The following is a 13,381-nucleotide window of genomic DNA, read 5'->3' on the forward strand; positions in this document are numbered from 1 at the left end:
AGCGGCCGTAACGCCCGGCGGGTGAATCGCATCCCGGGCGCGCCGCGCATGGCGCGGCCAGCGCTCAGTAGAAGAAGTCGACGACGCCGGTCTCGAGCGAGTACTCGGCGCCGACGACATTCAGCGTGCCGTCCTCGATCATCTGCTCGAGCAGTGCCGATCCGTAGCGCAGCTGATGCACCGACATGCGGATGTTGGCGCGCACCGCATGGCGCACCAGCGCATCGGGATCGTTCGCGACCTCGGTCTCGAGCAGGGTCTCGACCGAGGGCCGGATCCGGTCGACGATCGAGCGCAGATTGCGCGACTGCTCCTCGGTGCGGCGTCCGAGCTCCTCGACGGTCGCCAGCACCGCGCCGCACTGCGAATGGCCGAGCACGACGACCAGCGGCGTGCCGTAGCGCGCCGCCGCGAACTCGATGCTGCCGATCTGCGACGGCGCCACGATATTGCCGGCGACGCGGATCACGAACAGGTCGCCGAGGCCCTGATCGAACACGATCTCGGCCGGCACGCGCGAATCGGAGCAGCCCAGGATGATCGCGAACGGCGCCTGGCCGGCGGCCAGCGCGCGCCGGCGCGTCTGGTGGCTCGAGGCGTCGCTGTCGCGCGTCTCCGATACGAAACGCTGGTTGCCGGCCTTGAGTCGCTCGAGCGCTTCGGTTGCGGAAATCATCGGGCCGGTGCCTGTCGCCTTGAGGGGCTGCGAGGGTGCATGAGCGACCGGCCACGTTCAAGCCCCGCAGGGGCCGATCCGTGCGCTCGATCGAGGCCGGACCGTCGCGGCTTGGCGGCGCCCCGGACGGCAGTCGACCGCGCGGCGATCACGAGCATCCGGCGCGCCGCCCATACGGCGCCGGATGCCGCGCGACGGCACGCCTCACAGATGCGGGCGCTGCCGCTCGCCGGGGGCGCTGCGCTCGGCATTGCGCAGTTCCTCCTTGCGCGCGCTCATCTTGGCCTTGGCGATCTCGCCGCGCGCGCCGACGACCATCTCGTGCAGCCACTTGATCAGGACGTCGGTGTAGGCCTTCTGCACGAGCTTGCTCGTGAACGCATGGTCGGCGCCGGCGATCACGCGCTTGGTCAGCGAGCGCGCCTTGCCGAAGGCCCGCACGTAGTTGGCGGTCACTGCGGGCGGCACGATGTCGTCGTGCTCGGCCTCGACCACCAGCGCATCGCCGCGGAATGCCGCGCAGGCACGCAGGGCGCGGTTGTCCTGCCAGCGGATGCGGCTGCGCCGGTACGCCGCCAGCGTGCCGTCGGCGTGCAGCTGGCGCTTGGCCAGCGCCCAGCCTTCGTCCTTGTAGAGCGCCGGCGAACGCAGCGCCAGCCAGCGCACCGGCCGCAGCGTGGTCAGCATCGAAGCCAGATAGCCGCCGTAGCTGATGCCGACCACCGCGATCGCGGCCGGATCGACCTGCGGCCGCGCGATCAGCCAGTCGTAGGCCGCGACCAGATCGGCGAGGTTGTCCTCGCGCGAGACGGTCTCCCACTGCGAAGCGGTGCGCTCGTGGCCGCGCAGATCGAAGGTCAGGCATTCGCAGCCGATGCCGACCGCTTCGCGCGCGCGCACCAGATCGTGCTCCTGGCTGCCGCCCCAGCCGTGCACGAACAGGACGCCGGGCAGCGATTGCGCCGGCGACAGCAGCGTGGCGCCGATCAGATCCTGGTCGACCGCGATGTCGACCGATTCAAGCTGTACGTTCATTGCGGATGGACGAGGCCGTACTTGACCAGCGACCCTACCCGTTCGTCCCTGCCCCGATAATGAATCTCGGCGCCGTCCGGCACCTCGCCGTCATAGGTCTCGTAGGTCGAGGCGCGCACGCACTGCAGGCCGGGATCGCGCGCCAGCGCCTCGATCGCGAGGAGTTCGGCGGCGCTGGCGCCGCCGATGCGCCAGGACTGCTCGAGCACGCCCGAGAGCAGGCGGCCGTCGCCGTCGCGGCCGGCGATGACGTCGTAGTTGCGCCGCGATGCGTAGGTGCCCGGATAGGCGCGCATCACCTCGGCATCGTAGCGGCAGGCCTGCGCGACGGCGCGGCGCTGCGCCTCGTGCAGATCCAGCGCCAGCAGGTCCTGCAGGCCGCCGCGCACCACCATCAGATCCGAGCCGCCGTAGACCTCGGCGCCGCGATGATCGACGGTCTGGCGCTGACTGCCGACATAGGCCACGCGCCAGGCGCCGAGCAGGGCCGTACCGACGCTGTAGGTCGTCGCCCGGGACAGGTCGCGCTCGACCACGACACCATGGCGCTCCAGCGTCGAGGCGTCCAGCGCCGCCGCCTGCGCGCGCAGCTCGCCCGGCGTCCTCACCACGCACTGCCCGTTGCCGCCCGATTCGTGCGCGGCCTTGATCCGCACGGCGCCCGCGGTCAGCAGGCGCTCGCCGGCGCGCTCCAGGTCCGTCCGCGAGAACGCCGCATAGCCCGGCAGCACTGCATCGGCCAGGCGCTCGCCGAGCGCGTGCACCCAGCCCTGCGGTGCGCGCGCCTGCGCGTCCGGCAGCGGGTGGCTGATCGTCTTGGTGGCGACGAACGCGAACGGCACCACGCCGCCGAAGAGATCGCCCTCGCCGCCGATGCCCAGTTCCGCCGCCTCCTGTTGCAGCAAGGTGCGGTCCGGCACGAAGTACACCGGTCCCTCATAGCGGCGTCCGGCGCGGTGTTCGCCGACATAGGCACGGCCGGTCAGCATGGCGATGCGCCGCGTCAGCGCGGCATGCGTGCGCGCCTCGTGACCGCCGGCCCGGCGCGCGGCGCCGAGCGAAAGCCGTGCCGTGCATCCAGCTGCCGCGTCTCCCGGCGCCACGCGATCGGGTGTGCGCGCCGCGGCGCTGCGGCCGGCCGGGATCTCCGCGGCGCAGCGCCAGCCGGTGCGCTGCGGGCAGGCGGGACCGGGACGGAACGTGGCGCGGTCCGGCTTGTCGAGGCATCCGCGGGGATCCATCGCATTCTCCAGAAGGGGGAACGGACGCCGGTGCTCGCCGGCCGCCGTCAGCGACAGGCAGTCGGACCGGCGCCGCGCCAGTGTGCCGTCGATCCGCATACCGGCGCTGAACCGTCCGCCGGTGCGTGCGTCCGTGCCCAGCGGCCAGGCGCAGTCCCGGCCGGTCCGGTCAGGTCCGCCGCGAGACCGGGCCGATGCGCGCGGACGATCCGCTGCCTTCGGCACACGGTGCGCCGGTGCATTCCTCCGCATCCGGTGTAGTGCCCACGGCGGCTCGGCCGCGCCGCGCGGCAGCGGCTGTACGATCGGCACCGATTGACGAGTCCGCTATCGCATGGGGCTTCGTCCGACCAGCCGACCGGACTTCGGACCCGCTCATTCTCCGCCGGATCCGTGGGAGGCTGCGAACTGTCGCGTTCGAGTCCGTTCCGCGCAGACGCCGGAGGAAGGACCGATCGTCGCGCACGTCGCCATGACCACGACCTTCGAGGCGCAGAGCATGTTCGATGACCGGTGGCGGCCGCTATGACCCCCTTCCCCTCCGACGCCGCGCCGCGACCGGATCTGATCACGCAGACGACGTTCAATCAGGTCTATGCGGATCTGCGCAGACGGGCGCGCAGCCTGCTGGCCAGCCATCAGACCAGCTCGCTGAACACCACGGCGCTGGTCCACGAGGCCTATCTGAAGTTCGGCCGCTCCTCCCAGTCTCCCAGCAGCACCCTGCACTTCTTCAACACCGCCTCGATCGCGATGCGCCAGGTCATCGTCGACCACGCGCGGTATCTGAGCGCGAACAAGCGCAGCGCCGAAGCCGTCGTGACCCTGGACGCTCAGGCCGGCGAGCAGAGCGTCGTGAACGCCGCCGAGGCGATCCGGCTCAGCGACGCGCTCGATGCGCTGCGCAGGCACGACGAACGTCTGGCGCAGATCGTGGATCTGCACTTCTTCGCGGGCCTGGGCTACTCGGAGATCGCGCGTCTGCTCGGCGTCTCGCTGAGCACGGTAGAGCGCGAGTGGCGCGTTGCGCGGGCGCTGCTGTATCGCGACATGGCGGAATGACGATTGGATCGCAGCATCGTCGCCCTGCTCCAGGAGGCACTCGGCCAGCCCGAGGCGGCGCGCGAGGCGTGGATCGCCGCGGCCTGCGCCGATGCTCCCGAGCGCGCTGTCGAGCTGCGGGAGCTCCTGCGCCGTGATGCGCAGCGAGCGGGCATTCTCGACCGTCCGGTCGGAATGCTCGCCAAGGACCTGCGGCTGGGAGCCGACCACGATCCTCAGGATCTGGTCGGCCGCCGTATCGGTCCGTTCCTGATCACCGCCCTGCTCGGCAGCGGCGGCATGGGCGTGGTGTACCGGGCGCGACGCGGCGACGACGCGTTCGAGCAGACGGTCGCGCTGAAGATCCTGCGCAGCGAGAAGCTGCACGGCGATGCCCATACGCGCTTCGCGCGAGAACGGCGCATTCTGGCGCGCTTTTCCCATCCGCACATCGCCCATCTGATCGACGGCGGACTGGACCCACAAGGCCATCCGTGGATCGCGCTGGAATACATCGACGGCGTGCCGCTGATGGACTGGTGCAATGCGCGCAGGCTCTGCGTGACCGATCGCGTGCACCTGCTGCTCGATCTGTGCGAAGCGGTCGAGTACGCGCACCGGCACTCCGTGGTCCATCGGGACATCAAGTCGAACAACGTGCTCGTCGACGCCGGCGGCACGGTGAAGCTGCTCGATTTCGGCATCGCCAAGCTGCTCGACGAAGGCGATGCCGACACGGCGGCGACCGACACCCGCGCACGCCTGCTCACGCCCGTGTCGGCCGCGCCCGAGCAGATCCGCGGCGAGAAGGTCACCACGGCGACGGACGTGCATGCGCTCGGCCTGCTGCTGTACGAGCTGCTGTGCGGGCACAAGGCCTATGGCGGTCGTGCCGTACTGCAGCTCGACCTGCTGCGCGAGATACTCGAACGCGATGCGCCGTCGATGGCTGCCCGGCTGACGTCCGCCGCGGATCCGGCCGCGGAGGAGATCGCGAACGACCGCGGCGTCAGCGTGCGGACCTTGCAGCGCCTGCTGCGCGGCGATCTGCACCACATCGTCGCCAAGGCCCTGCGCAAGGAGCCCGAGGCACGCTACCGGACCGTCGCGGAGTTCAGCGACGACCTGCGCCGCTACCTCGCCGACGAAGCGGTCTGCGCAGTCGAAGGCGCGCGCACCTACCGGCTGCGCAAGTTCGTCGCGCAGCACCGGATCGGGGTCGCCCTGGCCGCGGCGGCCCTGCTCGCGCTTCTCGTGGTGCTGGTCAGCATGGCATGGCTCGGTCGCGAGCTTCGCCGGCAGGCGCAGCGGGCCGATCAGCAATCGCGTACCGCCGTGGCCACGCGGGACTTCCTGATTGACCTGTTCAAGTCCGCTTCGCCGGAACGGACGCTCGGCAACGTGCCCGATGCGCTCGAACTGGTCGACATCGGCCGGCAGCGCATCGACAGCGACCTGCAGGCGCAGCCGGAGCTGCAGGCGCAGCTGCTCGGCACGATCGGCGGCCTCTACGTCAATCTCGGCCGGTACGATGCCGCGCTGGACACGCTGGCGCGAGCGCGCGGCCTTTCGGCGATCGCCTCCGGAGACCGCTCCGCGGCGACGGCGCGGCTGGATCTGGACATCGCCCATGCCACCTACCTGGCGCACCGCAATTCCGACCCGGTGCGGCCGCTGCTCGACCGCATCATCGCCACGCAGCGGGATCTTCCGCCCGGCCAGCGCTCGCTGCTGGTGCCGGCGCTGACGAAGCTGGGCCTGCTCGAGGTCGATCGCAGCCGCTACCCCCAGGCCGAGTCCTTGCTGCGCGAAGCGGTCGATCTGGCACGCGCGCAGGGCGAGCCCGGGCAGCGCCAGCTCAAAGACGCCCTGCTGGCGCTGTCCGAAGCGGTGAGCCTCGGCCCGCGCTCGTCCGAGTCGGTGGATCTGCTGCGCGAAGCGGCCGTGATCTCGGCCCGGACGCTGCCCGCGGCCGATCCGGAGCGCGCCCACCTGCACCTGAGCCTGGCCGCCGCGCTCGCCGTCAACGGCCGGCTCGCCGAGGGCGAGGCGATGCTCAGAGAGATCGTCGCATCGCAAAAGCGCGTGCTCGGCGAACGCCATCCGCAATACGCCGTGAGTCTGTTCACGCTCGCCGACGTGCTGGCGCGTGCGCGCAAGCTCGATGAAGCGGAGACGCTGTTCGTACACGCGCTCGCGATCGCCACCGATGTCGACAAGACCGGCGACGTCATGCTCCTGTGTTTGCGGCGCCTGGCGTTCGTCAAGCAGCAGCAAGGCGCTGTCGCGGCGGCCTTGCCTTATGCCGAACGGGCGATGCGGCTGGGCACGGAACGCTACGGCAGCGACGACCAGCGCACGCTCGATGCCGGCCTGGTCCTGACCGACGTCCTGCTTCGCCTCGGCCAATACGCGAAGGCGGAAGCGACGGCGCGCGAGGTCCACGCGCGCACCGAACGCATGGCCATGCCGCTGATGGCGTCCCTGGCCTCGATCCGGCTCGGCCAGGTGCTTCGCGCGCAGGGCCGCGCCGCCGATGCGGCAGCCCACCTTCGCGCTGCGATCGCGGCATTGAACACCAGCAGGGGCGAGCACAACCTCGATTCGCTGACCGCCATTCTCGAGCTGGCCAAGGCCGAGCGCGACATGGGCCGTGTCGAAGCCGCGCGCGAGCAAGCGCAGAGGGCGGCGGCATACGCACCGGCCGCGCTGCCGGCCGGCGACGTCCGGATCGTGCAGGCGCGCGCCCTCGCCGCGCAGGCGGACTATCTGCAGGACCGCTGCGGCGCATCCTCGCTGGCCGATCTGGAGGCACTGCGGAGCCAGCTCGAACGCGAGGCTCCCGCCGCCCGGGAGGCGATCGCGGGCGCCGCGCTCATCGCCGGTCTGTGCCGGCGCCGGATGCAGCCTGGGACGACGCCCGACGCACGAAACGAGGCCCTCATTCGCGACAGCGCACAGGCGACCCTGCAGGCCGCCGCGACCGACCCGTTCTATCGCGCGGCGGCCAGGAAGGCACTCGGCATGGAACGCTGAAGCGTGCGCGCGCCGCATCGACACCGACGGCCGGCCCTGGTCCCGGGAGCTGAAGGAATCGCCACCGCTTTCTCGTACTACGTGCGAGGCGGCACATCGACGAGAAGAGCCGCTCGCTCCCGCCGCGGCGTCCGGCGATCCAGGGCGCGGCCGCTTCCGGCGCCCGCCCCCCGTGCAGCCGCCGGCACGCCGAACGGCCGCGTCCATGGCACCGGGCGACCGGAGCTGCGCTCGAGCCCGCACGATCCTGGAGAACGCCGCAATGACAGTCGTCCACAGAAACACCCGGATGCCGCTCTGGAGCAGGATGGTGGCCTGGGTCATCGCTCTCTCGGGTCTGGTGCTCGCGCTCGGCGGCGGCTATCTGCTGACCCTCGGCGGAAGCGGGTTCCCGGCGACGATCGGCCTGCTCATGCTGGCCAGCGGCGTGCTGCTGCTGAGGGGCAGGCGCGCCGGTGCCCTGGCCTATCTCGCCGTCTTCGTCCTCTCCCTGATCATGACGCTGATCGAATCCGGCGACCGCTTCTGGGGCTGGGTGCCGCGCATGGGCTACGTCACCGTCCTGGCGTTCTTCGTCGCGCTGATGCTGCCGCTGCTGTTCGGCGAAGCCAAACGCGGCCTGGGCTGGATGCTCGCGGCAGGCTGCCTCCTGTTCGCGGGCGGTGCTTTCGTCGGCGCGTTCGTGCCTCACGACAGCGAGCTGCTGGCCGACGCACCCGCCGCGCCGCTGCTCGCCGGCGGCACGGCGGCCGGGCGCGCCGCGCAACAGGACAACGAGTGGAAAGCCTACGGCCGCGATCACGATGCGACGCGCTATTCGCCCCTCAGGCAGATCACGACCCGGAACGTCGGCCAGCTCGAGGTGGCCTGGACGTACCGGACCGGCGACCTGCCGCCGCCGGGCAAGCCCAACAAATGGGCCGCGGAGACCACGCCGATCATGGTCGGCGGCGGCCTCTATCTGTGCACGGCGACGAACAACCTGATCAAGCTCGACCCGACGACCGGCCGGGAACTGTGGCGGTTCGACGCCGGCACCCGGTACGAAAGCATTCCATACACCGCCGCCTGCCGCGGCGTCACCCACTATGTCTCGACATCCTCGGCCCCGGGCGATGCCTGCCACGAGCGTATCGTCGAGGCCACCCTGGACATGCGCATCATCGCGGTGGATGCCGGGACCGGCCGGCTCTGCCAGGGCTTCGGCAACGGCGGCCAGGTCGATCTGACCCAGGGCATGGGCGACTGGGTCCCGGGGCAGATCGCGGTGACCTCGCCGCCGCCGATCGTCAACGGCACCGTCGTGGTCAACCACCAGGTGCTCGACAACCAGCGCCGATGGGCACCGTCGGGCGTGATTCGCGGCTACGACGCCGAGACCGGCGCGTTCAAGTGGGCCTGGGACGTGAACCATCCGGGCGGCATCTGGCGCGAGATTCCGGGACCGGGCCAGCAGTACAGCCGCGGCACGCCGAACTCGTGGGGCACCATGACCGGCGACGATTCGCTGAACATGGTCTACGTGCCGACCGGCAATTCGGCCGCCGACTACTACTCCAAGACGCGCACCGCTGCGGAGAACCGCGTGGCCTCGTCGATCGTCGCCCTCGACGCGACCACCGGCGAGGAGCAGTGGGTGTTCCAGACCGTGCACCTGGATGCCTGGGACTACGACATCGGCTCGCAGCCGACGCTGTTCGAGTATCCCGGCGCGGACGGCGCAGCGATCCCGGCGATGTTCATTCCGACCAAGCGCGGCCAGACCTTCGTCGTCGACCGCCGCACCGGCAAGCCGCTGCTGCCGGTGGAGGAGCGGCCGGCTCCGGCCGGCGACGTGCCGGAGAATCCGCGCGCGCCGACGCAGCCGTGGTCGACGGGCATGCCGCGCCTGGGCTTCCCCGAACTGAAGGAGGCGAGCATGTGGGGCATGACGCCATTCGACCAGCTGTATTGCCGCATCAAGTTCCGGCAGGCGCACTACGTCGGCGAGTTCACGCCGCCGATGGCGCCGCCGCAACCGTGGATCGTCTACCCGGGATACAACGGCGGCAGCGACTGGGGCGGCGTCGCCTACGATCCCAATCGCGGCATCCTGGTCGCCAACTGGAACGCGACGCCGATGTACGAGCGCCTGCTCACGCGCGCCGAAGCCGATGCCAGGAAGCTGTACGCGATCGACAACCCGAAGCACCAACCCGGCAAGGGCGGCGCCGAGGGCCCCGGCGCGATGGAGGACACGCCCTACGCGGTCGACGTCGCGCCGTTCATCGTGCCGGGGCTCGATACCCTGTGCAACGAGCCGCCGTACGGCATGATCACCGCCATCGACATGCACACGCGCAAGCCGATCTGGCAGCGTCCCCTCGGTACCGCGCGTGCGAACGGTCCGTTCGGAATCCCGACCTACATGCCGATCAACGTGGGCACGCCGAACAACGGCGGCGCGGCGCTCACCGCCGGCGATCTCGTCTTCGTCGCGGCGGCGACCGACAACCTGATCCGCGCGCTCGACATCGGCACCGGCCAGGAACTGTGGAGCGACGTGCTGCCGGCCGGCGGCCAGGCCTCGCCGATGACGTACGCGGTCGACGGCAAGCAGTTCGTGGTGCAGATGGCCGGCGGCCACCACTTCATGATGACGCCGCCGGGCGACTACGTCGTCGCCTACAGCTTGCCGTAGGCAGCGCGACGCCTGGGCGCTGGCGAACGCCGCGGTCCGCGCCGTCCATGCGCGCCGCTATGGGCGGCGGCGTTCCGCCGGATCGTCGCGCGGCAGCTCCGGCAGGTCGTAGCCGCCGCCGAGCGCCTTGATCAGCGAAATTTCCGCGGCCAGGCGCTTTCCTTGCGTGTCGGCAAGCTGGGCTTCCTCGTGCAGCGCCGGAATCTGCGCCTCCAGCGCGGCGACGCGCGAGAGCAGGCCGCGCGCCCTGCGTGCATCGGCGTCATCGCCGCCGATGCGCACCTGGCGGTACTTCGCCTGCTCGAGCCGTGCCTGCTCCTCCAGGCCCTGCACCTGGGCGGCGGCGACGGCGACGTCGCGCACCGCATTCAGCACCGCCTGGTTGTACTGTTCGATCAGCGTATTGCTGGTGGTGCGCGCCTTGCGCAGGTTGGCGTTGAGCTGGCCGCCGTCGAACAGCGGCAGGGTCAGGCCCGGGACCAGGCGGAACTGGCGGCTGTCGATGTGCAGCACGTCGTCGATGCGGATCGCGTTGAAGCCTAGCAGCGCCTTGATGTCGAAGCTCGGATAGAACGCGGCCCTGGCCGCGTCGACCTGATCGAACGAAGACTCGACGTACCAGCGCAGCACGACCAGGTCGGGCCGGTGCGAGAGCAAGGCATAGGACAGCGTCGCCGGCAGCTCGGGCTGCGGCTGCGGCAGGGGCACCGCTTCGATCGCGGCGAAGTCCTCGGCGCCGGCGCCGACCAGGGCGCGCAGCACTTCGCGAAAGCCGATCAGCTGCGTGCGCGCCAGCGACAGCAGCTGCTCGGCCTGCAGCAGCTGCTCGGTCGGCTTGGCGACGGCGCTCTGCGCGACCAGGCCGCGCTCCCGGCGCGCCTTCATCGCCGCGACCGACTCGGCCTGGATGTCGCGCATCCGCTCCAGCAACGCGATCTTGGCCAGCGTCGTCTGCAGGCTGAAGTAGGTCTGCGCGACGCCGGTGGCGATCTCCAGCTCGGCCGCGGCCGCCTCGGCCAGCTGCGCGTTCTGCGCGCCGACGGTGGCCTCGACGGCCGAGCGCTGCAGGCCCCACAGATCCAACGCATAGCTGCCGGCGATGCCGGCCGAGGACACGGTGCCGTCACGCGCGCCGGAGTTGTAGCCGCCGTCGTCGAGGCCGGGCACCGGATCGGTGATCGAGAACGGCCCGACGCGGCCGTCGGCATCGGACCACTGACGGTAGACGCGGCCGAACGCGGCGGCCTTGAGCCGCGTCGCGGCGCGGGCGCGCCGCACGTCCGCGCGCGCCTGCTCGACGCGCTCGCGCGCGACGCGCATGCCGGGCGAGTCGGCCAGGCCGCGTTCGATCAGCGCGTTCAGCTGCGCGTCGTCGTAGCGCGTCCACCAGCGCGCCGCCGGCCAGCCGTCGCGCGCGAGGCGGATGTCCTTGGCCAGGTCGATCCGCTCCGGCGCGATCATCGGCCTAGGCGCACTGTCCTCGCGGATCAGCGCGCACGAGGACAGCGCACCGATCACGGTGAACATGGCAGCGCCGATCCAGCGAGGACGGCTCCGGTGCGAGAAGCGGAGCTGGCAGGTGCGACCGGTCATGGATACGCGGCCTCGCTGTGGGGATGGGACGCGTCCGTCCGCGCGGACGCGGTCGTGAGGTCCTGCACGCGCGCGGCGAGGCGGTACAGATGGCGCTGCGCCGTGCCGTACGCATCGTCTGCCATGATGGCCGGCGGCATCCGCGGCGCCTCGTCCAGCGGCAACGCGAGGAACAGGTCGCCGCCGGCGCTCAGCTCGTCCGCGTAGCGCTGCAGGCGCGCGGCGACGCCGGCCTGTGCACTGGCCAGCGTGTCGCGCCGGGAGGCGTCGAGCTCATCGGCACGGGCGTCGAGCGAGCGGCGCACGGTGCCGGCCTCGATCAGGATCTCGCGAGCCTGCGCGATCAGGTCCTGCAGACGCAGGATCATCCCCTCGCGTTCGCCTTCGGCCTGCTGCCAGCCCGGTTCGAACGCCACGCGCGCCAGCGTTTCCTCGCAGGCGCCGAGCGCGGCCCAGGCCTGGGTCGAGGCTGCCGGCCCGGCCAGCGGCCCGGCACCGGAACGATCGCCGATCAGTGCCGCGATGCGCTTGAGCAGCGCGCCGATCTGCTGCACCAACGGCTGGCCCTCGGGCTCCGGCCAGAGCATGACGTGCACGAGGTAGGACACCGTGATGCCCAGACCGATGCCGATCAGGCGGTCGCGGATGCCGGCGAGGTCGTCACTGGCGGAGAAATCGCCGAGGATCGCCAGCGAGAAGGTGAACATGATCTGCATGCCGGCGTAGCTGATGCGCTCGGAGCCGGCCGCGAGATAGGCGGACGCCGCCAGCACCGGCAGCGAGATCAGCAGCAGGCCGACGATGGTGTCGAGCCGCGGCAGAACGAAGACGGTGAGCAGCAGCGCCAGCGTGCCGCCGATCAGCGCGCCGATCACACGCAAGCGGATCTTGCGGCTGGAAGCGCCGAGCGAAGGCTGCGCTACGATCAGGCAGGTCATCATGACCGTGTGGAGGCCGGTCCAGTCCGCGCCGGCGTAGAACAGGTAGCACAGCATCATCGCCAGCACGGTCTTCAGCGCGAACTGCACGTAGACCGGATTGGCGTACGCGTCGGCGGCGAGGAGACCGCTTTTCGCCTCGTCGGCAACGGGCGCGGATGGTGCGTCGCGCTCGGCGAGCGCGCGCAGCGTGCGCCACATCGGCGCCAGCGGCGGACGCACCGTATCGCGGCCGGACTCGACGGCGATGCCGTGCAGATCGAACGGCGTCTCGGCCTGGATGCACGCGTCGAGCCGGCGCACGGCGGCTCGCAGCGCCGCCATCGACGCCGCCTCCGCCGCGTCGCGGGCCGGCTGCACGTGCAGTGCCTGTTCGCGCAGCGACGACAGACCCGCGGCAAGCGCGAGATGGCGCGCCCGGTCGCCGCGGAACGCCGCGTCGCGCATCCAGGCGAAGCGCAGCAGCTTCTGCACGGCGAGCACGCCCCGCGAGAAGTCCGCGCGATCCGGATCGGGCGTTTCGCTGCGTTCTCCCGCAGCGCGCGCGAGCGCCGCCTCGACCTGCGCCAGCTGACGCTGCACTTCGGCTTTCAGCTGCTGCAGCGGTTCGACCGGCAGCAGCAGCGCATTGATCAGTACGCAGACCATCAGCGGATAGACCGCGGCGATCCATGCCCACAGAATCGCGCGCACCACCCATTCGGCGTCGGGGATCAGATCGAAATAGCCCTGCACCGCGGTGATCACCACGGCGACGACGTAGAACACCGGACCGATCCTGGAAGCGCGCATCAGGAACAGGCAGCCGAACAGCAGCGCGGCCACCGCCACGATGCGCCAGGCCGGATAGCCGAAAGTGAACTTCGCCAGCAGCACGGCCGCGGCGACCGCCAGCGTGATGCCCACGAACATCAGCAGGCCGACCAGCCGGGTCAGCACCAGATTGGCCTGCGTGGCGAAGAAGACGACGAACAGCGAGACCGCCAGGAACGGGACCTGCAGGGCCTGCGAGACCACGATCACGATCGCGCACGCCAGCAGGCAGCGCAGCGCGACGTTCCAGCGCCCGGGAAAGGCGCGCAGCTCGGCCGCCAATTGCCGCTTCGCCGCCGTCCAGCCGCTTGCGACCGCCTCGCCCATG

General features: G+C 71.0%; 8 protein-coding genes. 3 read left to right on the forward strand and 5 right to left on the reverse strand.

Annotated elements, in window-relative coordinates; genetic code table 11:
* Positions 1–64: 64 nt before the first annotated feature.
* The 3 genes from VMR06_RS15810 to VMR06_RS15820 all read right to left on the reverse strand — a co-directional run bounded on the left by VMR06_RS15810 (position 65) and on the right by VMR06_RS15820 (position 2,952).
* Positions 65–676, reverse strand: a complete 612-nt coding sequence (locus tag VMR06_RS15810) for a carbonic anhydrase (RefSeq protein WP_325378057.1) — start codon at positions 674–676, stop codon at positions 65–67.
* Positions 677–880: 204 nt separating this feature from the next.
* Positions 881–1,711 (reverse strand): alpha/beta hydrolase family protein, encoded by an 831-nt coding sequence (locus VMR06_RS15815; protein ID WP_325378059.1) that lies wholly within the window; start codon positions 1,709–1,711, stop codon positions 881–883.
* Complete coding sequence (locus VMR06_RS15820) at positions 1,708–2,952, reverse strand: DUF3182 family protein (protein WP_325378061.1); 1,245 nt, start codon at positions 2,950–2,952, stop codon at positions 1,708–1,710. The genes VMR06_RS15815 and VMR06_RS15820 overlap by 4 nt, the downstream gene beginning before the upstream one ends.
* Before the next feature lie 525 nt (positions 2,953–3,477).
* On the opposite strand from VMR06_RS15820, the gene VMR06_RS15825 reads away from it, so the two are divergent.
* The 3 genes from VMR06_RS15825 to VMR06_RS15835 all read left to right on the forward strand — a co-directional run bounded on the left by VMR06_RS15825 (position 3,478) and on the right by VMR06_RS15835 (position 9,709).
* Entirely contained in the window at positions 3,478–4,014 is a 537-nt protein-coding gene (locus VMR06_RS15825; RefSeq protein ID WP_325378063.1) for an ECF-type sigma factor, read from the forward strand.
* Positions 4,015–4,293: 279 nt separating this feature from the next.
* The gene (locus tag VMR06_RS15830; RefSeq protein WP_325378168.1) at positions 4,294–7,029 is read left to right on the forward strand and encodes a serine/threonine-protein kinase; all 2,736 of its coding nucleotides are present in this window, start codon (positions 4,294–4,296) and stop codon (positions 7,027–7,029) included.
* Between the two features lie 262 nt (positions 7,030–7,291).
* Positions 7,292–9,709 (forward strand): membrane-bound PQQ-dependent dehydrogenase, glucose/quinate/shikimate family, encoded by a 2,418-nt coding sequence (locus VMR06_RS15835; RefSeq protein ID WP_325378064.1) that lies wholly within the window; start codon positions 7,292–7,294, stop codon positions 9,707–9,709.
* 57 nt (positions 9,710–9,766) lie between these two features.
* Here the strand turns inward: VMR06_RS15835 and VMR06_RS15840 are convergent, their stop codons facing one another.
* Together VMR06_RS15840 and VMR06_RS15845 are read right to left on the reverse strand one after the other, a co-directional pair.
* A complete protein-coding gene (locus VMR06_RS15840; RefSeq protein WP_325378066.1) occupies positions 9,767–11,236 on the reverse strand; it encodes an efflux transporter outer membrane subunit in 1,470 nt (489 codons plus the stop codon).
* Positions 11,237–11,298: 62 nt separating this feature from the next.
* Positions 11,299–13,380, reverse strand: a complete 2,082-nt coding sequence (locus tag VMR06_RS15845) for an FUSC family protein (RefSeq protein WP_325378068.1) — start codon at positions 13,378–13,380, stop codon at positions 11,299–11,301.
* Between the last annotated feature and the right edge of the window lies 1 nt (position 13,381).

Source organism: Dokdonella sp. (genome assembly GCF_035511235.1).
Lineage (GTDB): Bacteria > Pseudomonadota > Gammaproteobacteria > Xanthomonadales > Rhodanobacteraceae > Dokdonella.